At 71.9% G+C, this 24650-nt stretch carries 25 protein-coding genes; 17 read left to right on the top strand and 8 right to left on the bottom strand.

All coding sequences use genetic code 11. The features are described 5' to 3' along the window. Positions 1-285 precede the first annotated feature (285 nt). Positions 286-1227, bottom strand: coding sequence for a LysR family transcriptional regulator (locus ACWEVS_RS35360; protein WP_452555080.1), 942 nt, complete (start codon positions 1225-1227; stop codon positions 286-288). Between the two features lie 66 nt (positions 1228-1293). Between ACWEVS_RS35360 and ACWEVS_RS35365 the strand changes: the two genes are divergently transcribed. The 11 genes from ACWEVS_RS35365 (at position 1294) to ACWEVS_RS35415 (ending at position 13780) form a co-directional block, all read left to right on the top strand. Beyond that, entirely contained in the window at positions 1294-2547 is a 1254-nt protein-coding gene (locus ACWEVS_RS35365) for an MFS transporter (RefSeq protein ID WP_452555059.1), read from the top strand. Then, entirely contained in the window at positions 2435-3160 is a 726-nt protein-coding gene (locus ACWEVS_RS35370; protein ID WP_452555061.1) for a ThuA domain-containing protein, read from the top strand. Before ACWEVS_RS35365 ends, ACWEVS_RS35370 begins: the two co-directional genes overlap by 113 nt. 60 nt (positions 3161-3220) lie before the next feature. Continuing rightward, positions 3221-3907 carry a helix-turn-helix domain-containing protein gene (locus ACWEVS_RS35375; protein WP_449926934.1) on the top strand — a complete coding sequence of 229 codons (687 nt, stop codon included), beginning with the start codon at positions 3221-3223 and terminating at the stop codon, positions 3905-3907. A 118-nt stretch (positions 3908-4025) separates the two neighbouring features. Beyond that, positions 4026-5777, top strand: coding sequence for an ATP-binding protein (locus tag ACWEVS_RS35380; RefSeq protein WP_449926931.1), 1752 nt, complete (start codon positions 4026-4028; stop codon positions 5775-5777). A 10-nt stretch (positions 5778-5787) separates the two neighbouring features. Further along, positions 5788-6927 (top strand): exonuclease SbcCD subunit D, encoded by a 1140-nt coding sequence (locus ACWEVS_RS35385; RefSeq protein WP_354918949.1) that lies wholly within the window; start codon positions 5788-5790, stop codon positions 6925-6927. Next, a complete protein-coding gene (locus ACWEVS_RS35390) occupies positions 6927-9350 on the top strand; it encodes an AAA family ATPase (RefSeq protein WP_452555064.1) in 2424 nt (807 codons plus the stop codon). The genes ACWEVS_RS35385 and ACWEVS_RS35390 overlap by 1 nt, the downstream gene beginning before the upstream one ends. Then, complete coding sequence (locus tag ACWEVS_RS35395; RefSeq protein ID WP_452555066.1) at positions 9347-10303, top strand: hypothetical protein; 957 nt, start codon at positions 9347-9349, stop codon at positions 10301-10303. Before ACWEVS_RS35390 ends, ACWEVS_RS35395 begins: the two co-directional genes overlap by 4 nt. Before the next feature lie 51 nt (positions 10304-10354). Continuing rightward, positions 10355-10477, top strand: a complete 123-nt coding sequence (locus ACWEVS_RS35400; protein ID WP_449926922.1) for a hypothetical protein — start codon at positions 10355-10357, stop codon at positions 10475-10477. Between the two features lie 32 nt (positions 10478-10509). Further along, positions 10510-11655, top strand: a complete 1146-nt coding sequence (locus tag ACWEVS_RS35405; protein WP_452555068.1) for a YcaO-like family protein — start codon at positions 10510-10512, stop codon at positions 11653-11655. Continuing rightward, a complete protein-coding gene (locus ACWEVS_RS35410) occupies positions 11655-12836 on the top strand; it encodes an MFS transporter (protein ID WP_452555070.1) in 1182 nt (393 codons plus the stop codon). The genes ACWEVS_RS35405 and ACWEVS_RS35410 overlap by 1 nt, the downstream gene beginning before the upstream one ends. 68 nt (positions 12837-12904) lie before the next feature. Further along, positions 12905-13780, top strand: a complete 876-nt coding sequence (locus tag ACWEVS_RS35415) for a WXG100-like domain-containing protein (protein WP_452555072.1) — start codon at positions 12905-12907, stop codon at positions 13778-13780. On the opposite strand, the gene ACWEVS_RS35420 is transcribed toward ACWEVS_RS35415, so the two are convergent. The 4 genes from ACWEVS_RS35420 to ACWEVS_RS35435 are packed head-to-tail and all read right to left on the bottom strand — an operon-like array spanning position 13777 to position 16773. Then, positions 13777-14118 (bottom strand): YbaB/EbfC family nucleoid-associated protein, encoded by a 342-nt coding sequence (locus tag ACWEVS_RS35420; protein ID WP_354918970.1) that lies wholly within the window; start codon positions 14116-14118, stop codon positions 13777-13779. The genes ACWEVS_RS35415 and ACWEVS_RS35420 overlap by 4 nt on opposite strands. An 11-nt stretch (positions 14119-14129) precedes the next feature. Next, positions 14130-14498 carry a hypothetical protein gene (locus tag ACWEVS_RS35425; RefSeq protein WP_449926913.1) on the bottom strand — a complete coding sequence of 123 codons (369 nt, stop codon included), beginning with the start codon at positions 14496-14498 and terminating at the stop codon, positions 14130-14132. A 52-nt stretch (positions 14499-14550) separates the two neighbouring features. Beyond that, positions 14551-15822, bottom strand: coding sequence for an MFS transporter (locus ACWEVS_RS35430; RefSeq protein ID WP_452416838.1), 1272 nt, complete (start codon positions 15820-15822; stop codon positions 14551-14553). Positions 15823-15879: 57 nt separating this feature from the next. Continuing rightward, complete coding sequence (locus ACWEVS_RS35435; protein WP_452416840.1) at positions 15880-16773, bottom strand: sugar kinase; 894 nt, start codon at positions 16771-16773, stop codon at positions 15880-15882. A 188-nt stretch (positions 16774-16961) separates the two neighbouring features. Here ACWEVS_RS35435 and ACWEVS_RS35440 point away from each other — a divergent pair, with 188 nt between their 5' ends. The 3 genes from ACWEVS_RS35440 to ACWEVS_RS35450 all read left to right on the top strand — a co-directional run bounded on the left by ACWEVS_RS35440 (position 16962) and on the right by ACWEVS_RS35450 (position 18819). Next, positions 16962-17684 (top strand): hypothetical protein, encoded by a 723-nt coding sequence (locus ACWEVS_RS35440; RefSeq protein ID WP_354918982.1) that lies wholly within the window; start codon positions 16962-16964, stop codon positions 17682-17684. Between the two features lie 174 nt (positions 17685-17858). Then, a complete protein-coding gene (locus ACWEVS_RS35445; protein ID WP_354918985.1) occupies positions 17859-18557 on the top strand; it encodes a maleylpyruvate isomerase family mycothiol-dependent enzyme in 699 nt (232 codons plus the stop codon). A 22-nt stretch (positions 18558-18579) separates the two neighbouring features. After that, positions 18580-18819, top strand: coding sequence for a DUF6343 family protein (locus ACWEVS_RS35450; RefSeq protein WP_449926903.1), 240 nt, complete (start codon positions 18580-18582; stop codon positions 18817-18819). 38 nt (positions 18820-18857) lie between these two features. On the opposite strand, the gene ACWEVS_RS35455 is transcribed toward ACWEVS_RS35450, so the two are convergent. Beyond that, the gene (locus tag ACWEVS_RS35455) at positions 18858-20372 is read right to left on the bottom strand and encodes an FAD-dependent monooxygenase (protein ID WP_452555074.1); all 1515 of its coding nucleotides are present in this window, start codon (positions 20370-20372) and stop codon (positions 18858-18860) included. Continuing rightward, on the bottom strand, positions 20351-21295 hold the full coding sequence (locus tag ACWEVS_RS35460; protein ID WP_452555082.1) for an MBL fold metallo-hydrolase: 945 nt from the start codon (positions 21293-21295) through the stop codon (positions 20351-20353). The genes ACWEVS_RS35455 and ACWEVS_RS35460 overlap by 22 nt, the downstream gene beginning before the upstream one ends. 483 nt (positions 21296-21778) lie before the next feature. Between ACWEVS_RS35460 and ACWEVS_RS35465 the strand changes: the two genes are divergently transcribed. Together ACWEVS_RS35465 and ACWEVS_RS35470 are read left to right on the top strand one after the other, a co-directional pair. Next, positions 21779-22276, top strand: coding sequence for a GyrI-like domain-containing protein (locus ACWEVS_RS35465; protein WP_449926897.1), 498 nt, complete (start codon positions 21779-21781; stop codon positions 22274-22276). 117 nt (positions 22277-22393) lie between these two features. Continuing rightward, entirely contained in the window at positions 22394-23314 is a 921-nt protein-coding gene (locus tag ACWEVS_RS35470; protein ID WP_449926895.1) for a helix-turn-helix transcriptional regulator, read from the top strand. A 142-nt stretch (positions 23315-23456) separates the two neighbouring features. Here ACWEVS_RS35470 and ACWEVS_RS35475 read toward each other — a convergent pair whose 3' ends face one another. Then, positions 23457-24317, bottom strand: coding sequence for a TrmH family RNA methyltransferase (locus ACWEVS_RS35475; RefSeq protein ID WP_452555076.1), 861 nt, complete (start codon positions 24315-24317; stop codon positions 23457-23459). Between the two features lie 141 nt (positions 24318-24458). Here ACWEVS_RS35475 and ACWEVS_RS35480 point away from each other — a divergent pair. Further along, positions 24459-24650 (top strand): helix-turn-helix domain-containing protein (locus ACWEVS_RS35480; protein WP_452555078.1); only part of this gene is annotated, 192 nt, incomplete at its 3' end.

A 24650-nucleotide genomic window follows, 5' to 3' on the forward strand; every position in this document is an offset into this window, starting at 1 on the left:
CCGGGACTCGGCTCCCCGGGGCTCATCTCGCCGGGGCTGGGCTCGGGAGGCATCGTCGGCGACGCGAGGCCGGCGACGGCGCCTCCGACGGCGGGTGCGGGCGCCGCCTTGGCGGCGTCGGTCGGCGTGCCGGCGCATGCGGCGGCCGCGAGCAGGGCCGCACCCGCAACTCCGGCACCGAAGATGGCTTTTGTCCGTTTTGACCCAGTCATATGGGTGGACTGCCCGGATCGTCGTAAAGCCACGCCCAGAGGGGAGACAACACGAGCCCGGCGACCGTTCACCTCATGGTCGGCCGGCTGCGCGGGAACGGCTCCCCTTCTCCGCCAGGGGGCTGAACTCGGGCCCGACGTCGCGCGTCTCCGCCACCACGTGCGCGTGGAAGGCCCGCACCACAGGGGTGAGCTGGGCGGACCTGACGATGCCGATCGTGCGGAACACGGCGGGCGACAGCGGGATCTCGACCACGCCCGGCAGCGGCGCGACCCCGTAGCCGGGCAGCAGCGCGACGCCGAGTCCCGCGCCGACCAGTCCGCGCACGGTGTCGGACTCCTGGCCCTCGAAGGTGATCCGGGGCCGGAAGCCGGCGGCGGCGCACAGCTCGTCGGTGATCTGGCGCACGCCGTACCCCTGCTCCAGCGTGACGAAGTCCTCGTCGGCCAGCTCGGCGGCGCGTACCCGGCGGCGGCGGGCCAGCCGGTGCGAGGCGGGGACGGTGAGCACCAGCTCCTGCCGGGCCAGCGGGGTGCCGGTCAGCTCCGCGTCGCCGGAGGGGAGCGGCGCGACGAACGCCAAGTCGATCTCCCCCTCGCGCAGCCGCCGCAGGATGTCCTGCCGCGAGCCCTGCACCAGGCTGAAGCGCACCCCCGGACGCCGCTCGCGGAAGCCGCCCACCAGCGCGGGCACGAGGGAGCGGCCGAGCAGGTGCAGGAAGCCGAGCACGATCCGGCCGCTGCCGGGGTCGATCTCCTCCCGCACCTCCCGGACGCCCGTCGCCATGACCGCCAGCGCGCGGACCGCCGCGTCGGCGAGGGTGTGACCGGCCCTGGTCAACCTGACGCCTCTGCCGTGCGGGACGACCAGCGGGGTGCCGGCCGCCTCCGACAGCGCGGCGAGCCGCCTGCTCACCGTCGGCTGGGGTACGCCGAGCAGTTCCGCCGCCCTGGTCACGTGCTCGGTTTCCTTGATCGCGGCCAACAGTTCGAGGTTCGGCGCCCATTCATGCATCACAGTATGAATTTTCGCATATTGCGGTATTGGACGTATTTATTAGCGTTGCTTAGTTTCGTAACCGTGGCTATCGCACCTCGAGTGGCTGTCGGCGTCGCGGCCGCGGGCATCGCCTCCTTCGCCCTGCTCTACGCGCCGCAGCCCGTCCTGCCTCAGCTCGCCGCTGAGTTCCACCTCGACCCGGGAAGCGCCTCGCTGGCGGTCGGGGTGGCCACCGGCGCGCTGGCCGTCGCCGTGCTGCCCGTCGCCGCGCTGTCGGAGGTCGTCGGCAAGCGGCGGATCATCCTCGTCTCCGTCATCGCCTCCGCCGTGCTCGGCCTGCTGCTGCCGCTGGCGCCGACGTTCGAGACGCTGCTGGTGCTCAGGGCCCTGCAGGGCGTGGCCATCGCGGGCTTCCCCGGCGTCGCCGCGGCGTACCTGATGGACCTGCTGGGCGCGGCGGGGGTGGCCACCGCGGTCGGCGCGATGATCGCCGGCAACTCGGTCGGCGGCATGGCCGGCCGCCTGGTGGCCGGGCTGGTCACCGAACCGCTCGGCTGGCACGGCGCGCTCGCCGTCGTCGGCGGCGTCTGCGCGGTCTGCGCGGCGGTCGCCGCCCTCACGCTGCCGCCCACGCCCCCGCGCCCGCGGGTCCGACCGGGCGGCGGCCTGCGGGCCGCCTTCAGCCGCCCCGTGCTCCTCGCCCAGTACGGCGTGGCCGCCGCCGGCGTGGGCTCCTTCGTCGCCGTCTACAACGCCGCCGGGTTCAGGCTGATCCGCGAGCTCGGCCTCGCCCCCGCCGTCGCCTCCCTCGTCTTCCTCGCCTACGCCATGGGCACGCTGTCCTCCGGCGCCGCCGGCCGGCTCGTCGCCAGGTACGGCAAGCGCCCGGTCCTCGTCGCCGCGCTCCTGGTCACCGTTCTCGGCACGCTGCTGACCATCCCCGACTCCCTGGCCCTCGTGGTCACCGGGCTGGTGGTGCTGACCGGCGGCTTCTTCGCCGCGCACGCCGTCGCCAACGGCTGGGCGGCCGCCGAGGCCCCCGAAGGCGCCCGCGGCCACGTCTCCGGCATGTACACGCTCTTCTTCTACGTGGGCAGCAGTGTCGGTGGCACGCTGGGCAGCATCGTGTACGGCAGGGCAGGCTGGAGCTGGCTGGTCGGGTTCACCGCCGCGTGGTTGCTGGCGGCGATGACCGGAGTGCTGACCGAAGGGAGAAGGCGGCGTGGCCATCAACGTCACGGTGTGGGGCGAGAACGTGCACGAGCGGCAGGAGGAGGACGTCCGGCTGCGCTATCCGGAGGGGATGCACGGCGCGATCGCCGCCGGGCTGCGTGAGCGGCTCGGCGAACGGGTCGCGGTGCGGATCGCGACCATGGACGAGCCGGCGCACGGCCTCACCGAGAAGGTCCTCGCCGAGACGGACGTGCTGACCTGGTGGGGCCATGCCGCCCACGAGGAGGTCTCGGCGGAGGTGGTCGCCCGCGTCCACGAGCGCGTGCTGGGCGGCATGGGCCTGCTGGTGCTCCACTCGGGGCACTTCTCCCGGATCTTCCGCGCGCTGATGGGCACGACCTGCACGCTGACCTGGCGTGACGCGGGAGAGCGCGAGCTGGTGTGGACGGTCGACCCCGCGCACCCGATCGCGGCGGGCGTGCCCAACCCGCTCGTCATCGAGCAGCACGAGACCTACGGCGAGCCGTTCGGCATCCCCACCCCTGACGAGCTGGTCTTCATCAGCTCCTTCACCGGCGGCGAGGTCTTCCGGGCCGGCTGCTGCTACCGCAGGGGCAAGGGACGGATCTTCTACTTCAGCCCGGGCGACCAGAAGTACCCGGTCTTCTACCACGAGGGCGTCCTGCGGGTGCTGGCCAACGCCGTGCTGTGGGCGGCCCCCCCCGAAGGGGCGGGCGAGCCGCTGCGCAACGTCCACACGCCGATCACCTGGTAGGGCGCCGGTCCCCCGCCCTCGGGCCGGTGATCGGAGGGGAGCGGATAAAGTCCCATCCTTATGGAGCTGATTGACAAGGTGCGCGAACTGCGCGGCCAGGGCAAGTCGCCCAAGGAGATCGCCCGCGCGCTCGGCGTGCCGCCGTCGAAGGTGGCGCCGCTGGTGCGGGCGGTCGCGGCCGAGGCCCCCGCCGAGGAGATGGGGGAGGTGGCCGGGAGCTGGGTCACCACCGGCTGGAGCGTCGGCCTCACCGCGCCGGGGTGGGTCGACGAGGCCCCGGAGGAGCACGGCACCAACGGCACCGTCTGCGTGCTGGTCGCCCGCCGGCACGGCTGGGACAAGTACGTGGTCTGCGGCTACCTGGTCGACACCTACTGCCTGGGCGTCAGGCACACCGTCGGCCCCGACGTCATGGACGAGCGCGAGCTGCGCCGCTTCCGCGACTACTTCTTCTCCGACTTCCCCGGCTGGCAGGAGGCGCCGTTCGAGCTGGCCAGGGAGCTGGTGCTGGGCTCGGTCGAGTACGCCAGGAGCCTCGGCCTCGACCCGATCGAGGACTTCGCGCCGCTCGCCCGCCACCTGGGCGAGGAGGAGATCGCCGGGACCGTCACCTTCGGCAGGGACGGCAGGCCGTTCTACGTCGTGGGCCCGAACGACGAGCCCCGCAAGGTGCTCCGCCAGCTCGAACGCGCCGTCGGCAAGCCGCCGAACTTCGGCTACGTCATGGTCTCGCCCGAGGACTCCTGACCCCGGATCGGCGGGGGCGCGACCGCGCGGAAACCCGCCGGACCCGTGGAAGATGCCGAACCCACACCCCCAACCCCATTACGCTGCGGTTGAGGGCGTTATGGGGCGGAGGGGCTGAGTGATCGAGAACGGAGTGGCGAGCCGTACGGCGATGCCTGGGACGGTCGCGTCCGGTGAGGCGGTCGGCAGGGTGCTCGGCACGCAGGCGGCCTCCCCGCTCTCCTTCTGGATCGGCCTCGAACCAGGCCGGGTCGTCCAGCTCGACGACGTCGTGGTCACCCGCAGGGAGGTCCCCGGCTACGGCCAGGTGCTGGTCGCGGGCGTGGTCGCGACCGTCGAGGCCAGGCACGAGGGCGCCGCCTACGACTCCGACGTCTTCCTCATCGCCGACGGCGCGCTGCCCGCCGCCGTCGTCGAGGTGGCCGAGGTGCGGGTCACCAGGGTCGAGCCTGAGGTGTTCGTGCCGCCGCTGCCCGGCGAGATCGTCTACCGTGCCGGCTCCGGCGACCGCGACCAGGCGCTCTACTTCGACGTGATGGAGCGCCGCGTCCCCATGGGCATGGGCCGCGACGGCCAGCCGCTGTTCGTCAACTTCGACTTCCTCGACGGCACGCGCGGCGCCCACGTGTCCATCTCGGGCGTCTCGGGTGTGGCGACCAAGACCTCCTTCGCCACCTTCCTGCTGTACTCGATCTTCCATTCGGGCGTCCTGCAGGGCGACGCCGCCAACACCAAGGCGCTGATCTTCTCGGTGAAGGGCGAGGACCTGCTCTTCCTCGACCACCCCAACAGCCGGCTCGACGCCGCCTCGGCCGCCGCCTACGAGCGCCTGGGCCTGCCCGCCGAGCCGTTCGGCAGCGTGCACGTCTTCGCCCCTCCGCGCCCGAACGACCCCAACGCGGTCCCGCACGTCGCCGCCCGCACCCACGGTGTCAGCGCCTTCTACTGGACGCTCGAGGAGTTCTGCAAGGAGGAGCTGCTCCGCTTCGTCTTCGCCGACGCCGACGACGAGCGGGCCGGCTACTCCCTGCTCGTCGGCCAGGTCGCGGCGCGGCTGGCGGCGTGGGCCGTCCCGGTGGAAGGCGGCGCGATCAAGCTGCCCGAGGGCGGGGTGTGCCGCACGTTCTCCGACCTGGTCGAGCTGCTCAGCGACCAGCTCATGGACGAGGCGAGCAGGGTCACCTGGGCGGGCGCCCAGACCCCGCTCGGCACCGTCAACGCCTTCCTGCGCCGCCTGCGCAGCGCGGTCAGGCCGCTGTCGCCGATCATCAGGGCCGACGTGTCGGGCGGCCGTCCGCACTCGATCCGCACGTCCGACGCGCAGGTCTCCATCGTCGACCTGCACAACCTGCCCGAGCGTGCCCAGCGGTTCGTCGTCGGCGTGGTCCTGCGCGGCGAGTTCGCCAGGAAGGAGAGCTCCGGCACGGCCAGGCCGCTGCTGTTCGTCGTGCTGGACGAGCTCAACAAGTACGCCCCCCGCGAGGGCGACTCGCCGATCAAGGAGATCCTGCTCGACGTGGCCGAGCGCGGCCGGTCGCTGGGCGTGATCCTCATCGGCGCCCAGCAGACCGCCTCCGAGGTGGAGCGCCGCATCGTCTCCAACAGCGCGGTGCGCGTGGCGGGCCGCCTCGATCCCGCCGAGGCGGGCCGCTCGGAGTACGGCTGGCTGCCGCCGGCCGTCAGGGACCGGGCCACGATCGCCAAGCCGGGCACCATGTTCGTCGCCCAGCCGGAGATCCCGGTGCCGCTCGCCGTCGCCTTCCCCTTCCCCGCCTGGGCCACCCGGCCGTCGGAGGCGGTGCCGATCAGACCGGCGAGCGAGGACCCGTTCCACGGACTGGTCGAAGAAGAGGACATCCCGCCGTTCTGATCGGAGCCCGATGAAGATCCTGCACACCGCCGACTGGCACGTCGGCAAGGTGCTCAAAGGCCGCTCCCGCATCGACGAGCACCGCGCCGTGCTGAGGGAACTGGTCGCGACCGCCCGCGAGGAGAACGTGGACGCCGTCATCGTCGCCGGCGACGTCTTCGACACCTCCGCGCCCACCCCGGAGGCGCAGGCGCTGGTCATGCCCGCGCTGATGGCGCTGCGCGAGGACGGGCGCGACGTGGTGGTGCTGGCCGGCAACCACGACAACCCGCAGCTGCTCGAGGTCTACCGGCCGGTGCTCGGCGCGCTCGGCATCCAGGTCGTCGGCGCCTTCCGCCGCCCCGACAGGGGAGGCACGCTGTCCTTCACCGCCAGGACCGGCGAGCCCGTGCGGCTGGCCGTCCTGCCCTTCCTGTCCCACCGGTACGTGGTGCGCGCGGCCGAGGTGCTGACGGGCACCCCCGCCGAGCACAACCGTGACTACGCCGCCAGGATCGGCGAGCTGCTCGGCGCCCTGACCGCCCCCTTCCAGGCCGACACCGTCAACATCGTGGCCACCCACGGCACGCTGCCCGGCGGGGCGTTCGGCGGCGGCGAGCGGGAGGCGCAGTCGATCTTCTCCTACTACTTCGAGGCCACCGCGTTCCCCTCCGCCACCCAGTACGCCGCGCTCGGCCACCTGCACCGCAGGCAGCAGATCGCCGGGCCGTGCCCGATCTGGTACAGCGGCTCGCCCCTCGCCGTCGACTTCGGCGAGGAGGCCAACACCCCCGGCGCGCTGCTGGTCGACGTCTCGCCGGGACGGCCGGCGGTCGTGCGCGAGGTGACGTTCAGGCAGGCCAGGACACTGCGCACGGTCACCGGCACGCTGGAGCAGCTCGAGGCCATGGACCTCGGCGACGCGTGGGTGAAGGTGATCGTGGAGGAGAAACCGCGCCCGGGGCTGGCCGACACGGTGCGGGAGCTGCTGCCGGGCGCGCTCGACGTGGCGCTCGACGAGCGGTTCCGGCCGGTGCGGGCCGTACCGAAGGCGTCGACCGCCTCGCGCAGCCCGCGCGAGCTGTTCCGCGACTACCTCACCAGCGCCGGACGCCACGACGACCAGGTGGCCGGGCTGTTCGACCGGCTCTACGACGAGGTGACCGGCTGATGCGACCGCTCCTGCTGCACCTGGAGAACTTCGGCAGCTTCCGCGCGCCCGTCACGATCGACTTCTCCGACATCGACTACTTCGCCCTGGTCGGCCCGACCGGCGCGGGCAAGAGCACGGTGATCGACGCGATCTGCTTCGCGCTGTACGGCACGGTGCCGCGCTGGGGCAAGGAGAACGTGATCGCCCACGCGCTGGCGCCTTCGGCCGCCGCGGGCAAGGTGGCGCTGGTCTTCGAGAGCGCCGGACGCCGCCATGGCGTGGTCCGCGCGCTCCAGCGCGACGCCAAGGGCACCGTCCGCACCAAGGAGGCCAGGCTCGACGAGCTCGACCCCGCCGTCACGGGCGAGCTGGCGCAGGTGCTGGCGGCGGTGCTGCGGCCGGTCGCCGAGGGCGACGCCGTCACCCCGGAGGTGCAGCGGGTCACGGGCCTGGAGTACAAGTTCTTCACCCAGTGCGTGGTGCTGCCGCAGGGCCGCTTCGCCGAGTTCCTGCACGCCGCGCCGCGCGAGCGGCAGGACCTGCTGGTCCAGCTCCTCGACGCCGACGTCTACGAGCGCATCAGACAGCGGGCCGTCCGCGAGGAGGAGGCGAGCAAGCAGGCCGCCGCCTTCGCCCGCGACCAGCTCGGCAAGCTGTCCGGCGCCGACGCCGACGCCGAGCGGGCGGCGGCCGACCAGGTCGCCACGCTGCGCGCGCTCGCCGAGCGGATCGACCTCGACCTGCTGCGCGCCCGCGAGGAGGAGATCCGCAGGGCGGCGGCCGACCGCGAGGCGGTCGCCGTGCGGGTCAAGGCGCTGCAGTCGCTGCTGATGCCGCAGGAGGTGCCGACGCTCGCCGAGAGCGCCCGGCAGGCCGCGGCGACCGTGACGGCCTTCGCGGAGGAGGTGGCGGCGCTGGAGGCGGCCGAGCACCGGGCCCACGACGAGCTGGCGGCGCTCGGCGACCGGCACACGATCGCCCACCGCCTGGCCGCCCTCGACGAGCGGGAGCGGGTGACCGCCGCGGCCGGCGAGGCCACGACCGCGGCCGCCCGGGTCCGTGACGCGCTGCCGGGCCTGTCGGAGGCGGCGCGCCGTGCTGCGGAGGCGCTGGCCGCCGCCGAGCGCGAGCGTGACCGGCTGCGCGACGCCCACACCGCCGCCGACCTGGCCGCCCGCCTGTCGGTCGGCGAGCCGTGCCCCACCTGCCTGCGCCCGCTGACCGAGCTGCCGCACCATCCCGCGCTCGCCGACGTCGGCGCGGCCGAGCGCGCGCTGCGCGCCGCCAGGACGGAGGCCGAGCGCACCAGGACCGGCCTCGGCAAGGCCGAGACCGAGGCCGCCATGCTCGACTCGCAGGTCGCCGCGTTCGCGGCCAGGCTGGCCGAGCTGCCGCCGCCCAGCGAGCGGACCGCCCTGGAGGAGCGCATGACCGCCGTGCGCAAGGCCGACGCGGCCGTGGCCGAGGCGCGCAAGGCCGTACGGGCCGGCCGGGCCAGGCTGGAGCAGGCCCAGCGCACCGCCGACAGCACGCGGCGCCGGACGGAGCAGGCGTGGCGCGAGCTGGAGCAGGCCCGTGACGGCGTGCTCACCCTCGGCGCGCACCCCGACGGCACCCCTCCTCCTCCCGTCGACCGGGAGGACCTGCACCGGGCCTGGAGCGCGCTGATCGCCTGGCGCGACGAGGCCGGGCGGGCGGCCCGAGTCGCGCTGACCGAACGGGAGGCGGAACTCTCCCGCGCGGAGACCAGCCGGGCCGAGGAACGGGCCAGGCTCACCGGGCTGCTGGCCGAGCACGAGATCGCCGTCCCGGCCCAGGCGGGGCCCGACCAGATCGGCGCGGCCCTCGCCACCGCCGTCGCCCGCGCCGAGAGCAGGCTCGACCGGGTCAGGGAGGACCGCGAGCGCGCCCGCGCGCTCGAGGCGCTGGCCGCCGAGAAGGAGCAGGAGGCCAGGGTCGCCCACGAGCTGACCCTGCTGCTGCGCGCCAACGCCTTCGAGCGGTGGCTGTGCGCCGAGGCGCTGGAGCTCCTGGTCGTGACCGCCTCCGACACGCTGCGCGAGCTGTCCGACGGGCAGTACGAGCTGACCCTCGGCGGCAAGGGCGACATCGAGGTCATCGACCACGGCGAGGCGGGCATGCGGCGCAGCGCGCGCACGCTGTCGGGCGGCGAGACCTTCCAGGCCGCCCTCGCCCTGGCCCTCGCGCTGTCGGGCACCGTGGCGCGCAGCCTCGACTCGATCTTCCTCGACGAGGGGTTCGGCACCCTCGACCCCGCCACTCTCGACACCGTCGCCACCACCCTCGAACGCCTGGCGGCGGGACAGGACCGCATGGTCGGCGTCGTCACGCACGTTCCCGCGCTGGCCGACCGGGTGCCCGTGCGGTTCGAGATCGGCCGCGACGCCAAGGGGTCGCACCTGCGGAGGGTGGGAGCATGACGGCGTCCGTGACGGAGTTCACCGTCGATCCCTGGGACCCCGGCTACGCGGCGGCGCTGGCCGTCGAGGCGCTGGCCGAGCTGGGCCCGACGAGCGCCGAGCTGGTCCTCGACGTCGAGTGCGACGCGGCCGACTGGAAGCCGGTCGACCCGTCGCCCGGCACGACCGCGCCGCAGGCGCTGCTGATCGCCGACGGGGTCCGCAGGGTCGACGCGCGCGTGTGGGTGCACGATCCCTCCTCGCCGATGCCGATCCCGGGCATCGCCGCCTCCTACGCGGCCGGGATCGTCGAGTGCGGACCCTCGGGGGCGACGCTCGCGGCCCTCGAGGTGGGCAGGTCGCTGTTCAGCGCCTCGCCGTACACGCCGGAGGTCAAGACACCGCACGCGACCTACCGGGCGGAGCGGGCCTCGGGGCCGAGCATGGACGAGCTGTCGCTGGCCCTGCAGCGGCAGGTCACGCAGCTGGAGGTCGACCTGGCGGTCAGGTACCGCTCGCGGACCGACGACCTGCTGCTGGTCGACGGGCCCCTGCGCGGGCGCACCCATCTGCCGCGCACGGTCGGCTACATCAAGACCCACCACACCGCCTACCTGCCGGGCCCGCAGAGCGCGGTCGTCTCGGCGCTCGCGCCTGGCCAGCGCACCCCGGTCTTCCTCATGGGCACCAGCTGGCGGCGGCACGCCTGGTACGTGCGGCTGCCCGTCCGCTCGGCCGCGCCGTGGGCGGGCATCGCCCGCTGCGAGGCGGGCGCGGACCTGCCCCGCGACGAGGTCGTACGGCTGGCCGACACGCTCACGCTCGTGCTGCCCGCCCTGGCCGGGGTCGACTACAAGGATCCGCGCGCCCCGCAGAACCTCGTGCCGATCGGCGGCCTGGAGAAGCTGCTGCGCCATCGCCTCGGCGATCCCAAACTCCTCTACCGCGCCCTGCGCACCGCCGCCCATTCTTGACCGCCTTCCTTTCTCGTGTTTCGGTGGTGATCAACACGAGAAAGGAGCGTCATGGGAAACAGCAATTCCGACGGCGTGACCCTGCTCAAGCCAGGTGCCTCCGTCCTGGAAGACGAATTCTCGCTCACGCTCGCGGAAATGGTGCTGCTCGACGAGTCGTTCACGGTCCGCTGACCGTGGATTCGCGCGCCCGGAGAGAGCGCGAGGTGAGCCTCGCCGATTCGCTCGGCATCATCGAGTCCTTGTTCAGGGACGCGGGATTGTCGGTGGAACTGGTGTCCGCCGGCACGTCGGAGTTTCCCGTCCACCGCTGCTCGGTCCTCGCCCCTTCCGGCGAGATCGTGGCCGAGTCGCTCGGCAAGGGGCGTGGCGAACAGAGCAGGGCGAGCGCTCTCTTCGAGGCGTGGCAGCATCTCCAGCACGAGCGCGGCCAGGCCGCGCTTCCCTTCGACACCGAGCGCGTCCGCGTGCTTCCCGTCGCCGCCGTCCTGGACCAGGAGGGGATCGGGGGCGACGAGATGCTCGCCAGGCTCGGCCGCGACTTCCCCTCCGCCTCGCCGGCCTGCCTGCTGCTGGAGCCGCTGACCGGTGGGCGGCCGCTGTGGTACCCGGCCTTCACCAGGTCACCCGCCTGCAGGGAGCATCCGATTCCCGGCGACGACCTGCGGGGTTACGCGCCGTACCTGCGTTACGCCTACGACAGCGGCACCGCCACGGGCGTGACGGAGAACGAGGCGGTGCTGCACGGCCTGCTGGAGGTCGTCGAGAGGGACGCGCTCTCGCACGCCCTGCTCGACTGGTATCTCGGCGACGGGCCGATCGCCGCCGTGCCGCACGAGGCGGCCCTGGTCCTGGACATCACCTCCGACCTGGGGATTCCCGCCTACTGCGCGCTGCCGGTCGCGGCCGGTGATCCGCCTGGCGTGCTCGGGTCGGGGGCGTCGCTCGACCCCGCGTACGCGATCGAGCGGGCGGTGACCGAGCTGGCGCAGTCGCGTTTCAACATGTCGCTCGGCGTGGACCTCACCCTGGAGCGCAGGCTGGAGTCGCTGCGGCCGTGGCCGCTGCTCGACAGGTGCGCGCGGGTGGACCCGGCGCCCCTGCGGGAGCGGCTGACGTACACCGGGGCCCCTCCTGACGCGCCGGCCGCCGCCGGCGTCGAGGCGCAGATCGCGGTCGTCCTCGACACCCTGGCCGCCGCGGGGCTGTCGGCCTACCTGTTCCGGTGGAATCCCGGCGGCCCCGGTTGCCCGGTCGTGACGGTCGTCGTTCCCGGAATGGACACCTTCTCCATGGTGCACAACGCGATTCCCGTCCTGCTGACGGGCCGGGCCATGCGCCGGTTGGTTTGATGCGTGCCGTCCTCGGCCGCCGGGATTTCCGGCTGGTGTTCTTCGGAATGGCCGCGAGTCTGCTGGGGGACGCCTCCCTGCTGCTCATTCCGTCGATTCTGGCGAAGAAGATGACGGGCTCCGACGGGGCCGCGGGGCTGGCGTTGTTCTTCTTCACCGCGCCGATGTGTTTCGCGCCGTTCTTCGGCATGGTGATCGACCGGGTGGACCGGCGGCGGTTTCTCGTCGGGGCCTGTCTCGTCTCGGCCGTCGCGCTGCTGCCGCTGGCCCTGGTGACAGGCCGGGCGACCTACTGGCTGGTCTACCCGGTGTCGGCCGCGATGGGCTGCTCCTACACCGTGATCTTCGGCGCGCTGAGCGGCCTGCTCAAGACCATGCTGCCCGACGCGCTGCTGGCGCAGGCCAACAACGCCCTGCAGACCACCCGCCACGGGGCCAGGCTGCTCGGCCCGCTGCTCGGCGTGGCCGTCTACACCAGTGCGGGGCTGTGGGCGGCCGTCGCCTTCGACATGGCCACCTTCGTCCTCGCCGCCGTCGCCTTCGCCGTGCTCCCGGCGGCGGCCCGCGGGGCGCGGCGTCCGCCGGGCCACTGGCGGGAGGAGTTCACCGCGGGGCTGCGGCACATCAGGCACGAGCGGACGATCCGCCCGGCCGTCACCGCGTTCGTGCTGATGTTCCTGGCCGCCGGGCTGACCGAGTCGATCATCTTCGCGGTCATCGAGGGCCTGGGCCGCCCGCCGGAGTTCACCGCCGTCACCTCCACAGCCATGGGCGTCGGCGCCATCGCCGCCGGCTTCGTGGTGGCCCGTCTGGTCGACAGGCTCGGCGAGCTGCGCATGGTCGGCGCGGGCATCGCCCTGTACGGCGTGGCCATCGGCATGTGGCTGGTGCCTGCCGAGACCGCGATGGTCGCCTCGATGGCGCTGGCCGGGATCAGCCTCACCCTCGCCGGCGTCGCCGTCCGCACCCTGCTCCAGCGCCGCAGCCCCGACGAGGTGGTGGGGCGCGTCTCCACCGCCTTCGACGCCTTGAGCGGCGGCGGGCAGCTGCTGTCCGTCGCGGCGGGCGCCGTCGTCGTGACCCTGATCGACCATCGCCTGCTGCTGCTGGTGGTGGTCGTGTGCGTCGTGCTGTCCGGGCTGCACGCCGTCCGCGCCTCCACCCGGATGTCTCTCGGCTGACCGGTCCTTTGGTTCGGAAGGATATAAGCTACTGAACAAACCTGAAATATAGGAAAAATGGAGGACGCGTGGCCCTCAGTCGCCTGACGGTCTATCCCCTGGGCAGCATGAGCATCACGACCTTCGTCGGGATCATGCTGCTCGTGCAGTGGCCAGAGGGCGACCCCAGTAAGGCCCGCGAGGTGGCGGCGGTGTGGCGGCGCATCGCCGCGCGCGTCGACACCAGCCTGCGCGACATGGACGAGGTCGCCGAGGCGGTGTGGAAGACCAACACGGGCGAGGGCGTCGACGCGTTCGAGGCCTACTGGCGGGATCGGCTCAAGCCGTACCCGCCGCAGGTCTCCGCCTACGCGCGCGGCCTGGCCAAGGTGTGCGACGACTACGCCGACGTGCTGGACGACACCCAGCGCAAGGTCCTCCAGATGGCCATCATCTCCTACCTGGAGATGCTGATGTTCATGGCCTGGCCGGAGATCGGCGGGATGACGACCTGGTTCGCGCGCAGGGCGATGCGGAAGGTGCAGGCCAAGCTCCTGCTCAGGCTGGCCGAGTACGTCTCGGGCAGCCTGTTCTACGCCATCGCCGACCAGATCATCGTGGACGGCGTCAAGCTCGCCTTCGGCGACGACATCGGCTCGCTGGAGGACAACCTCGTCGCCATGGGCAAGAACTTCGCCGCCGCCATGGTCTTCTACAGCATCGATCCGGCCAACTTCAAGCGCGTGGGCGTCGACAAGATCCTGCCGAAGAACGCGGACCTGCAGAAGTACGTGGTGTTCCTGGCCGGGTCGAGCGTGTTCACGGTGACCGCGAACGCCCTGAACCGGCCTGGTGACATCCTCGACGACCCCGCCGGCCTGCTGCCGACCTGGCAGCAGATGATCAGCAAGTTCCTGGTCGGCGCGGGGCAGCTCGGCAAGGGGTGGAGCCGCCAGGGAGGCTAGAGGGAGTCGTAGAACCGCCTGGCGTCCTCGATGTAGGGCGCCATGGTGTCGTCGATCGTCTCCGACACACGTGTCGCGGCGTCGGCCGCGGCGGCCCGCGCGGCTTCGAGCACCGCCTCGGCCAGCGCCGCCGAGCCCAGCCTCATCGCGCGCGGATCGATCGTCAGGCCGGACAGGGCGCCGCCGGGGACGACCTCCAGGCGGACCAGCCCGTCCGCGGCCTCACCGTGGCCGCGGACGTCGGCCATGCGCTGCCTGGCCTCGTGGAGGGGGCGCATCTCCGCCTCGAAGTCGGCGAGCAGCCGGCGAACCTCGGTGTCGATGGTGGGCTCGGTCAAGGGAACTCCGATCACGGCTGGTAGGTGGGCGGTGCGGGCACCTTCGGAGTCGCCTTGATCGTGGCCCAGGTGGCCACGTCGAGACTGACGGTCGACAGGCGCAGGCGGGCGGCGATCTCCGGGTAGGCGTCCCGCAGCGCCTCGACGTAGGTGGCGGCATCGGTGGCGTGCTTCACGTAGTCGCGCTTGAACTTCACGCCTCTGTCGTCGTCGCCGGCGAAGTCGCCGATGGCGGTGATGGCGGCCACCAGGCCGGTGAGGTCGGCGCCGAACAGGTCGTGCTCGTCGGCGAAGGCCTTCGCGGCGCTCTCGAAGGAGGAGAAGTGGGCATCGGTCGTGGTCGGTCGCGCGCCGGAGGGGGCGGGCTCGTCCGGGGGCATGGAGTCCTTTCCGACAACATGTTCTGTATTGCCTACCTTTTTAATAGGTTAATCACTCGGTTGGCAAACCGTCGCGCAAGGACATCGCGCCCCTCCGGCCGAACGCGGCGGCGCGCACGCCCCGCCGTACCAGGGCGGGCAGGCACAGCGCCGTGCCGAGCGCGCCGATCCACACCGCGGCCGACAGCCCGGCCAGGGCGGTGGCCGCGGCGGACAGCAGCGCGCCGACCGCCACGGCGCCCCAGATGAGGAAGCGGTGCACCGCGCCGACCCGGCCGAGAAGCGCGGCGGGGGCGGCCGTGTGCCGCAGCGTCAGCGAGGTCGGGTTGAAGGCCCCCTCGCCCACGCAGTGCAGGATGCTCGCCGCGACCAGCCCGGCCGCGCCCACCGTGGTGCCGAGCACCGGCATGGACACGATGCCCGCCACCGACACGACGGCCGCGCCGACCAGCGTGCGCGGCGCGCCGAACCGGCGTACCAGCCGCGCCGAGGCGAGGGTGCCGATGGGGTGGCCCGCCGCCGCGGCGCCCAGCACCACGCCGATCCACTGCGGCGACAGGCCGAGCACGTCGCGGCAGTAGAGCACCAGGCTCGTCTCGAGCATCGACAGGAAGAGCACGTAACTGGTGCCGCAGGCGATGATCGGCTCCAGCAGGGGGTGGCCGGCCACGAAGCGCAGGCCCTCCACGATGTCCCTGCGCAGCCAGCCGCGCTCCCGGGCGGGGGCCTGCCGTACCGGCTCCCGGTGCCTGATCAACGCCAGCGACAGCACCGACGCGGCGAAGCTGAGCACGTTGGCGGCCACCGCGCCCGCCACGCCGAGCACCTGGATGAGCGGGCCCGCCGCCATCGGGCCCACCGTGTTGGACACCGACTCCGACAGCGCCAGGCGGGCGTTGCCGGAGTGCAGGCGCTCGCGGTCGCGGATCAGGGAGGGCAGGTAGGAGGAGTAGGCCACCTGGAAGAACACCACCGCGCAGCCGCTCACCAGCACCAGCCCGAGCAGGAGCGGGAAGGTCAGCGCACCCGTGGCCAGCAACCCCCAGACAGCGCCGAACGCGGCAATCTGGACACCGTCGCAGACCAGCATCACCGTACGGCGCGGCAGCCGGTCCACGATCGCCCCGGCGGGCAGGCCGAGCGGCAGGAACGGGAGGAAGAGCGCGAACGGCAGCAACGCCGCCTGCGCGGGCGACACGTCCAGCGCGGTCACCGCCACCAGCGGCAGCGCCAGCTTCATGAACTGGTCGCCGAACAGGGAAAGCGACTGCCCTGCCCACAGCAGGCCGAAGTCGCGACGCACATCATCGATACGAAGCAGCACGGCTCCGTAGCCTGCTGCGCCGGTGCCCGGCCCGGCTCGCGGGATTCGGACCCCGCGTTACGAGGTCCGGATCCCGCCATCGAGCTCGGCCCGGGTGGGCAGACCCTGCCAGTCGCTGGCGCTGGTCACCGCGGCGGCGCCGAGCGCGGCGCCCCTGCCGAGCCGCTCCTGCGGGGTTAGCCCGTCGAGCACGGCGCTGAGGTACCCGGCCGCGAACGCCTCCCCGGCGCCCATGGTGTCGACGACCGGCACCGGCAGCGCGGGCGCGTCGTAGCGGACTCCGCCGGAGCGCACGCTGGCGCCCTTCGGGCCGCGCGTGACGACGACCTCCCTGTCGGGAGTGAGGGCCGGCTTGACCAGGTCGAGCTCGTCCTGCCGGACGAACAGGAGCGAGCTCCTGCGCGCCAGCGCGCCCAGCACCTCCTCGGCCTCGGTGAGCGAGGGCCACAGTGCGGCGTGGTAGTCGACGGACATCGACACGGGGACCCCGGCGGTCAGGGCGGCGCCGACGGCGGTCTCGACCGCGTCGCGCGGGTCCAGGCCGAGCGAGGGGGTCACTCCGGTGATGTGCAGCAGGCGCGAGGCGGCGATCCTGTCGATGGGCACGTTTCCCGGTGACAGCCGCGAGCCCGCCGACCTGACGCGGTAATGGGTGACGCGGGGATCATGGCCGACCCTCGACTCCTTCAACAGCAGGCCGGTGGGCGCGGTGCCGTCCTCGCGCATGTCCGAGACGTCCACGCCCTCGCCGCGCAGCACCGTGGTGATCCGCGCGCCCAGCTCGTCGGCGCCCACCTTGCCGAGGAAGCTCACCCGGTGACCCAGCCTGGCCAGCGCGATCGCGAGGGTGAGCTCGGGTCCGCCCACGTCGATGCGCGCCTCGCCGTCGTGGCGGATCCGGCCGCTGGACACCACACCGAGGGGCTCGCCCATCGTGTAGACGTCACTCATGTGATCAACACTACAGAATCATAATTTTTCACATCAGAATCCCAGGTCACACAAATGATCGTTTTGTGAGCAAAACTTTCCCCTCTCTCGAGTCAACCTTTTCTCGTTAGTGTGCCTCTAAGTGGTAGAGGGGGTCGGGCAATCCCGAGCCTGACCCCATCAACACGGGGAGAGGAATCAGCACCCTCATGAAGAAGATCGCAGCAGGCCTCATCGCCGCCGCCATGGGTGGCGCTCTGCTTGTCACCGGCGGCACCGCCGCTCAGGCTCGCACCACCCTTGACGTCCAGATCCACGACATCCAGCCCGACCCCGTCGTCGTCGCCAAGGGCGGCGAGACGACGGCCACGTTCTTCGTCGAGGCCACGAAGGACGCCAAGGTCGAGCTCAGGGTCGAGCCGGTGAGCGACATCCGCACGTTCGCGGCCAAGAACGTCAGCGTCATCCCCAACGGGGACAACTGGAAGTTCACGGTCCCCTTCAGCTCCGGTGACGAGGGCAAGTGGCGCGCCATCGCCACCGCCACCAAGGGCGGCGAGACCGACCGCGACAAGGCCACCTTCGACGTCGAGGTGAAGGGCGGCAAGGCCGACACCCGCATCACCAGCTTCAGGGCCAACCCCGACCCGGTGAAGAAGGGCCGCAGCATCTGGTTCTCCGGCCGCCTTCAGGTCGACGACGAGGGCTGGGACGGCCTGCGCGGCGGCGAGGTCGAGATCTACTTCCGCGCCAACGGCTCCAGCGGCTGGAAGTACGTCACGAGCACCGAGACCCGGTGGGGCGGCAAGTTCAGCGCCAAGACCCGCGCCTGGAAGAGCGGCACGTTCAAGGCCGTCTACGACGGTGACGACGAGACCAACGGTTCGGAGAGCCGTACCGACTGGGTCCGCGTCTACAGCTGGCACCACTGAGCACCACTGAGCTCGGCTGAGTACCACTGAGCACCACTGAGAAAGCCGGTCCGCGCGCACGCGGGCCGGCTTTTTCGCGCGACGATGCGGGGCATCGCCGAGCCCGAGGCTCCTACCTGCGGTGAGTGCCCGCCGGCAGGCGTGACGGCCCGGAGCCGGGGTAGCGCTCTCGGTATGGAGCAGTTGAAGGAATTCGATCCTTTCGACATCTTCGACACCGAGGCGGCCAGGCTCGACAGGTTCTTCTCCTCGCTCGACGAGGAAGAGTGGGACCGGCCGACCCGGTGCGCCGGCTGGTCGGTGCGTGACGTGCTCGCGCACCTGGCGGGCGAGGAGCTCTACAACCACGCCTGCCTCGACGGCGACGTGGAGGGGTTCTTCGACCTGGTCGAGCGCGAGGGTGTCAAGGGGTTCGACCAGTTCAACCAGTGGTGCGTCGAGCAGCGCCGCGAACTGCCCGTCGAGCAGGTGCTGGAGGAGTGGCGGACCAAGAACGGGGAGACCCGCGAGCGGATGCGCGCCCTCGGCCGCGAAGGCGTCCTGCAGACGTCCGCGGGGCCGTACCCGGTCGACATGCAGACCTACCACTACGACTCCGAGTACGCCACGCACGCCGACGACGTGGGCGCGCCCGTCTCGGACGACGAACGCGACCAGCGCACCTGGTGGCGGCTGCAGCTGGCCAGGCAGGTGCTGGCCGAGCAGGGTGCGAAGGTGCAGGTGGAGACGATGGCCGACCACGTGTGGGTGTACACCGACGGGGCCAGCGACAGCCTGTCGTTCCCCGCGTTCGTCGAGGCCACCGTGGGCAGGACGACTCCGGAGCACGCGGTCGACCAGAGGATCGCGACAGCGCTGCGCTGCCTGGCGTGAGAGGAGCCGGAGAGGAGCGGTCATGTGGCAGCGGCATCCTGAGGGCACGGAGCCCGTCAGCGCGCGGAGCCCGCTGCGTGCCAGGACGATCATGTCGAGTGTCGCGCTGCCCCTGGCGCTCGTCGGAACGGTGGTGTTCACCGTCCTGGCGATGCGCACGGGCCGGGAGGTCTGGTGGTGGGAGACGGCCATCGCCGCGGCGGTGGCCCTGTTCGCCGCCATCGACCTGGGGGTGCTGCACTATCACCGCACGCGCCGCTGATCGCCCGTCGCCCGGCCCGTCGCCCTGCGGGTGCCGCACTATCGCCGCTGATGGCCCGTCGCCCTGCGGAGCGCGGCGGCCAGGCCGGCGGCGGAGAAGGCAGGCAGTACGGCCGCCAGATGCCCGTCCGGCCTGACCAGGTGCACGCTGTCGGCACCCGCGTCGAGCAGACCCGCGTCGAGGCCCAGGTTGGGGAGCGCGACCACCTCGGCGGGCGCGACTCCGGCCACGGCCGCCGCGGCCGGCTCCACCCGGTCCGCGCGCGCCACCAGCACCGTGAAGCCGGGGCCGAAGCGCTGCCGCAGCCGCCCACCGGGCACCCGCGCGTCGGGACAGATCACGCCGGGCACCGGGGGCCGAGCCGCCCCCGGTTCGGCCGGCACCGGCACGAGGGAGGGTGTCGTCAGCGGCGAGTCGACGTACCAGTACGGCTCGGCCAGCTTCCCCGAGTCGATCGACCGCCGCGCCTGCGGGTCGCGCACTGCTCGCTCCAGCACCTGCCTGCGCCACTCCCACTGCTCGGCGCTCTGCGGAACCAGGAACTCCATCGTCCTGCCGGTCACCGCCAGGTTGACCAGCGCGGCGGCCCGCCGTTCGACGTCGTAGGAGTCCAGGAGCGCGGCGGGGGCGCCCCGCCGTACCAGAGCGAGCTTCCACGCGAGGTTCTCGGCGTCCTGCAGGCCCGAGTTCAGGCCCCGCGCACCGAAGGGCGCGAACAGGTGGGCGGCGTCGCCGGCCACGAACACCCGCCCCCGCCCGAAGGCGGCCGCCACCCGCGAGTGGAAGCGGTAGACGGTCAACCACACGATCTCGTACGGCAGGCTGCCCGTGATCCGCCTGATCATCGCGTCGACGTCGGCCGTGCCGGGGTCGAAGCCGGGCGGCACCTGCCAGTCGATCCGCCACACCGAGTCGGGGCACTGGTGCACGAGCACCTGCCGTCCGGGGTTCCACGGCGGGTCGAAGTAGAAGCGCCGCTCGCTGGGGAAGGGCAGCGTGGCCTTGATGTCGCAGATGAGGAACAGGTCGGCGAACGACCGGCCGGGGAAGCCGATCCCGGCCAGCCGGCGTACGGCGCTGCGCGGACCGTCCGCCCCGACCAGGTGGCTGCCGCGCACCGGCCCGTCGCCGGTGAGAACGTCGACGCCGTCGGCGTCCTCGCGGTAGCCGATCACCGCGCTGCCGTACCTGAGGTCGACGAGCGGCTCGGCGGCGACGCGGGCGCACAGCAGTTCCTCGACCCGCGCCTGCGAGATGTTGATCCACGGCGGCACCTCCGCCCTGGGGAAGGTCACCGAGAACAGCTCGTGCTCGCGGAAGTAGGTGCGGCCGGTGGTCCAGGTGACGCCTTCGGCGACCATCGGGGCGGCGACGCCGACCCGGTCGAGGATGTCGAGCACGTCGCGCTGGAAGCAGATCGCCTTCGAGCCCGTGGGGTCGCGGCGGGCCGCCGCCTCCAGCACCACCGTCGGCACCCGCCACCTGGCCAGCAGCAGGGCCGTGGCCAGCCCCACCGGGCCGGCCCCCGCGATCACGACTGGAGCTGGTTCCATACCGCCCTGTCCCGTTCCGCCGTCCAGATGATGGGCCGTTCGACGCCGTCCAGTTCGTCCCAGAGCCTGGAGACGTTGAACGGCAGGCAGTGCTCGAAGATCGGCCAGCGGCCGTACCGGGGCGCCAGCGCGGCGTGGGCGGCCTCGAACGCCGCCTTCAGCGTGCCCGACCGCCGGTGGACCGCACCGACCTCGCGCAGCATCACCTCGAGGAAGTCACGGGTCTGCCCGATCGCCGCCGGCACGTCGCACGTGACCGCCCCGCGTCCGCCGATCAGGGTCGCGGCGCCGAGCGCGGCGACACGGTCGAGCGTGGTCGTCGACCACTCGCGGTGGAAGGCGTCGCCGGTGTAGAGGGCCGCCTGCGCCTCGACCAGGTCGCCGGCGAACAGGATCCGCTGGTCCGGCAGCCAGGCCACGATGTCGCCCTCGGTGTGCCCCCTGCCGAGGTGCCGGAGCTCGAGGAACCTGCCCCGGCCGAGGTCGATACGGACCGTGTCGGTGAAGGTCAGCGTCGGCCTGGTCAGGCCGGGGATCGAGCCGGGATCCTTGAACAGGCGCGGCATCCTGCCGTACTCCGACTCCCAGTCCTGCAGGCCGCGCTCCTCGATGAGGAACCTGGTGTTCTCGTGCGCGACGATGACGTCCGCGCCGAACGCCGAGGCGCCCAGCACCCTGACGGCGTGGTAGTGCGACAGGACCAGGTACCGGACGGGCTTGTCGGTGTGTTCGCGCAGCCGCTCAAGCCACTGGCGGGCGGCGGCCGGGGTGGCCATGGCCTCGAAGCAGATCAGGAAGTCGTCGGCCTCGACGGCGCCGACGTTCGGGTCGCCCTCGGCGGTGAGCGCGTAGACGCCCTCGCCGACGATCTCCAGGGTCTGGGTCTTGTCCGTCAGGTCGGCGGACGAGGCGAACGCGCGCATACCGGGATCTCTACCCCGCCCGCGCGGCAAGCCACCGCCCCGTCCCGCCGGAACCCGTCCCGCGTCCGGGTACGGCTCGGCCAGCCGTTCGGCACCTTGAGCATGACCTGGTCGCGGGAAGGTGTTGTCGGTGCACTCCCAGTAGGTGGCCTGGTTGCCGTCGGTGGCGTTGGCGGCGGGATAGACGTCGGTGTGGCTGCTCTCGGACATCTGCCTGCCCGCGGCGAGGTCGGGCCCCGCGGACCACGGGGCTGAGGAACCGCCGGACAGCCGTTGTCGACGAGAACGATCTTGCTAGGGGTGCCAACGGGCGGAAACGGTATGCGAGTGGGACAGCTGCTGGTCAGCGTCGCGCGAGTGCTGCGTAGGCGGTGGATCGGCCGATCTTGAGGGGGCGGGCGCAGTCGCGCACCGATGTTCAAGCGTCGATCCGACCGGCTCCGAAAGGATGAGGCACGACCTGCAGGCCAGGAAAGGACGACGATGACGGAACAGCCGCACGGGCACACTTTCGAGATCCTCCACCGCGATCCCCAGATCACGGCGAGCATCAGGATGACGGTCGCGATCGCCCGCCTGTCGGAGGCTCAGGGCGAAGGGTTCTCGGAACTGTGGAAGTACACCCAGCAGCCCGGCGTGAGCGTGGAGGGACAGCCCTTCGTCAGGTACCACACCTTCGAGGAGGGCGAGACGGACGTGGAGGTCGGCGTGCCCGTGGCCGGACGTCCTGTCAGCGCGGGACGTGTCGCCTCCGCCGAGCTGCCGGGTGGCACGGCCGTCGCCACGTGGCACCTCGGATCGCACGACAGCCTGGGCGACACCTACGCCCTGCTGGGCGCATGGCTGAAGGAGCACGACCGCGAGCCTGACGGCGGGGCGTGGGAGATCTACCACTGGTTCGACCTCAGCACACAACCCGATCCGTCAAGCTGGCCCGCCCCGGCGACCTGGCGCACCCAGCTGATCCAGCCGATTCGCTGACGCCGGTCGTTCGCCATCACGGCGTCCGACATTCGCATCCTCGGCTCGCCGCCGGCCCTCACCGCCGGCCGCGCCCGCGCCTCCCGCCGCGAGAGCCTCACCGGGGCCGTCGCGGGCGTGGCGCTCTGTTGGAAGATCGCGCGACTGGTCCATGTGTTGCCGAACCGCGATGATTTCGACGGCGGTGAAGGCGATCGGGCGGCGAGTCTGGATGTCATGCGGCGACAGGAACTCGGCAAGGATCCCAGCTTGGGCATGTCCGTTCATGACATCCGCAGTGGAGGGCAGGTCAAGGGCTGGTCGTCGTGGGCTCCGGACGTCGGCGACGCCGTGGTGCTGATGCGGATGGGGGGCTTCCGCCGGCACGCGTCGGGGCAGGACTCCTTCCTCGACGCGGCCAGCGGTTACCTGACCAGAAAAGGGCTGGAAGAGCGCTTCGCCTATCCGTCGGCGAGCGAGATCCGCTACACCTGGATCATGTTGACCCCTGACGCCTACGACGAATACGTCGCGGGCGTCCAGGGCGCTCCAGGCTGGATGCTGGCAATCACCGCCTTGCTCGACCTGCGCCATCGCGAGCTGCTGTCCGCCTGCAGGAGAGGCGCTGACCACCTGGAGGTGGGTGAACGGTTGCAGAGCCTGCTGGCGGCTCTCCCGCCGCGGACCGAGCGGCCCGGCCCCGGTATGCCGCCCACGACGCGGGTGATCCACCGCCGCATGACCATCGCCGTGCAAGAGGCGCTCTCCTGCGGTCACCTCAACGACAGTGTCGCGGACCTGGCCCGGCTGGTCGGCGCCTCGCCCAAGCATGTCGGAAGGATCTTCCGCCACGTCACCGGGCGCACGATCAGCGAGTATCGCAACGAACTGAGGGTGCGGGCCGTGCTGGAACACATGGCCGACGGAGGCGCCCAGTTCGCCGAACTGGCCACCATGTACGGCTTCGCCGATCACGCGCACCTGACCCGGACGGTTCGCAAGCATCTCGCCGAGACGCCCAGCGCCCTGCGCGCACGCCTCGACCTCGGCGGCCTCTGACCGTCGCGTGACCCGTTGACCACCGCGCCGACCACCCCGTTCGCAGGCAGGTGCGCACAGCCGGCATCGGGGCCGGTGTGACGGAGGGGTCAGGGGGGTCAGCGCTTGCGCACGAGGGTCACGCGGTCGCGCACGGGCAGCATCACGGACTCGTCCCGCTCGTCCCGCTGCGGCGCTGGCGGGCGGCCTCGTACAACACCACGGTCGCCGCGCTGGCGGCGTTCAAGGAACTGGCCGAGCCGGCCATCGGAATGCGCGCCATCGTGTCGCACGCCTGCCGCCATCCCGCGCTCAGCCCGGTGGTCTCGTTACCGACGACCAGCAGGGTGGGGCCAGTCAAGTCCAGTTCGGCGACCTCGCGACTGCCGTTCTCGTCGGTGCCCACCACCATCAGCGGCAAGCCCCGGCCGCGCAGCTCCGCCACCCACGCCAGCACCTCTCGGTGGGAGTGGGACCGCACCACCGGCAGCGCCAGCAGCGACCCGGTGGAGGCCCGCACCGAACGAGGATCATAGGGGTCGGCGGCGTGCCCGGTGACGATCAGACCAGCGCCGCCGAACGCGTCCAACGAGCGTGCCATGGTCCCGATGTTGCCGGGAGTGTTCGGCCGGTCGAACACCGCGCCCAGGAAAGACGGCCCCACCTGGATACGGGACAGCTCATCGTCGGGCAGCCCGACCACCGCCACCAGTTCGGGCACGTCCTCGTCCTTGCCGCCCAGCTCCCGCAACAGGTTGGGGGCCATGGACACCCGCTCGCCGCCGGCCTCCTTCAGCATCTGCTTCGCCCAGCTCGACAGCGGTCGCTCGGCGTCGTAGATGAGCGCGTGCACCGGCCAGCCGAACTCGATTGCCAGGCTGATCGGGCGTACGCCCTGGATCAGGAACTCCTTGGCCCGCTGCCGTTTGGCCCGGTTTCCCAGCAGCGCCTGCCACTGCTGGAACCGCGCGTTCGCCCGCGTGATGCGTAACTGCGCCGATAACGATGGGTCCCGATCAGTCACGCTCTACAGCATGATCAGTTCCTCAAGCGATGGCAAACCAGGTGAGGTCGAACAGATCAACTCGCATACCGTTTCCGCCCGTCGGCGCACCCCTAGTGTCATGCGCCTGAAATTCGGCGGATAAGTTCTTATCATTAGCATATGGGAAATCCGGGCCCGTCGGCCGTAGAGATCAAGTTAACGAGCACGGAGCGAGTTCGGCTGCATGGTTTGACGGTGGATGCGTCGGGACTGGCCGGCCGAGCGCGGATCGTGCTGGCCTGCGCCGAACCGGGTGCCAGTAACGCGCAGGTGGCGCGGGATCTCGGGATGAACGTGGCGACGGTGCGCCGG

The organism is Nonomuraea sp. NPDC003754 (genome assembly GCF_053605785.1).